We start from the raw sequence: 1,991 nt of genomic DNA on the forward strand, positions 1-1,991 counted from the left end.
GTCGGCGTCAACGTCACCTGGTCTATCGGCGCCTGGTGGAAGATGTGATCGAATCTATCACTGTCTCCGTCTCCTATCGTTCCTCCCGATGCCGGCGGGTTCGGCACTGCGTCTCCCCTCAGGTCTACGAAGTCCGCCCTCCGGTCCATCGGGCACATGTCCTCAAAACACAATATCTCCGTCACCATCGGCGACGGGTTCTTTCCTATACCGGCCGGCGATCCGCCAGAGATCACAAAGACTGTCCCTTCCTGCGACACGGCTATGCCCGAGTGCAGCGAGAAGTCTATCTGCATGTCTACTTTCAGCGTTCCTGCCGTCACTATCACCGATGTCTGTCCCGTCCCTGGCCTTATGTCTGGCCCGTTGCCCAGCACGAACACTCGGAAGTTGTTGACTCCCACTACACGCGCCGTCGCATTGTTCGGCGCGTCGGCGAATCCGTCCGCTATTCGCAGCTGTCCTGGGAACCCGCCCGCCGGGCTCGTGCACACGTCGAAGGCTCCAGAACAATCCGCGAAGCTTATTATCATTGACGGCGTTGCCGCCAGCCCCGCCGCGTTGCCGAACAGCCCTTGCGTCAGCTGCTCGAAGCTCACCGCCCCGGGCTGGAACGACGGTGACACCGCTGCGTACAACACGTTGCACGGCCCAGTCGCTATCGCCACCACGTTGCCGAATGTCGTCGCGTTGCCTGAATAGTTTGTCAACCGCGACCCGGTCACGCTCAACGCCGTTGCCGACGTTGCCGCCGACCCCAAGGTCGGGGGCGTTGCGATAAGCGGGATCACTCGGTTGATCCTTCCAGCCGTCCCGCATATCGTCCTCGGCGCTTCGGTCGCTTTGAATATCGCCGCGCCAGATAGCTGCACAAGGTCGGCAAGGTGGAAGTAGAGGCTGCCGTCATCATCCACGGCCACCCCCGCCACGTTGCCGAACTGGCTTCGCAGTATCTGCCTCACCTGCGGCACGATGAAGACCGTCGCCCCGATGTTGAAGGTCGCAAAGGCGAATATCCTCGTGCGTATCGGCTGGTTGGCAGCGTTCGATGCGCACCCTTGCGAGTCGTGCACTGATACGTAGATCACCTCGCCTATAACGCCGCAAAATGCCGGCCCGAAATCGCCCAGGTCCGCCACAGGGTTTACCGCGATGCCTGTCACCGTCACCTGGTCGTCGGCGCAGTCGCCGGCCGTCGGGTTCTGCAAGATGAACCCGTTGCTCGTCCCGACGTTTACAAGGTCGCTAATGTTGACATCGAAGACAACGTCCACTAGCGAGCTGCCGACAATGTCGGCCCCGAAATAGACGTTGCCCACCGAGTCGCCGTAGTAGTAGAGGTTCAGCAGGTGGCCGTTTGCGAACGTCACCTCAGAGACTGCCGCCTTCGTCAGCGTGAAGTCAATGTCGGGCTCGATCGTCGAGAAGTCGTCTACCTTCGTCGAACGGTCGGCCACGCAGTCCTCGCGCCCGTCCCAGTCGGCCAAAAGCGCGACCTCTGAAAACTGGGTGTCGCGCCCGCCGATGGTCGTGATCAAAGCGGCGCTCAATGCGCCCAGTTCGTTCAAGACGTTGGGCTGGCCAGCCAAAGGCGGGCCCCCGCCGCCGCTCTTGCGAGTTAAGGGCGGAATGATGCCGGTCGAGTCGCCCGGGCCGCCGCCGGTCAAGGCCTGGTGTGAGACAGCGCCCGGGTTGGCCCGAGCAATGCGGGCGGCGTTAAGCCTGCCGACCTGGCGGGAGTGAACCCCGTGAGGAAGGCGTTTGATGCCGAGCGCCTTGAGCGTGTCGGCCGAATAGGAGCCCGAAGGCGCAGAGCCCTGATCCTGGGCTGAGGCCTGCTGCGGCTGAGGCGGCAGCGAGGCGAGCCTGGGTGTGGCCTTGAAGTCGGCCGTCTTCGATGCGGCGCGCGCCCGCAGGCCGATGACGGGCAGCGCTATGGCGGCAATAGCAGCCACAAGCACCCCCATCATTACTGCTCTTTTTATTTTCAT

At 62.5% G+C, this 1,991-nt stretch carries 1 protein-coding gene; it reads right to left on the minus strand.

What is annotated here, in order from left to right:
- The coding region (locus VFX97_01805; protein ID HEX5701937.1) for a hypothetical protein at positions 1–1,970 on the minus strand (1,970 nt) is incomplete at its 3' end.
- Between the last annotated feature and the right edge of the window lie 21 nt (positions 1,971–1,991).

This window comes from Pyrinomonadaceae bacterium, from assembly GCA_036277115.1.
In the GTDB taxonomy this organism is placed as follows: Bacteria; Acidobacteriota; Blastocatellia; order Pyrinomonadales; family Pyrinomonadaceae; genus UBA11740.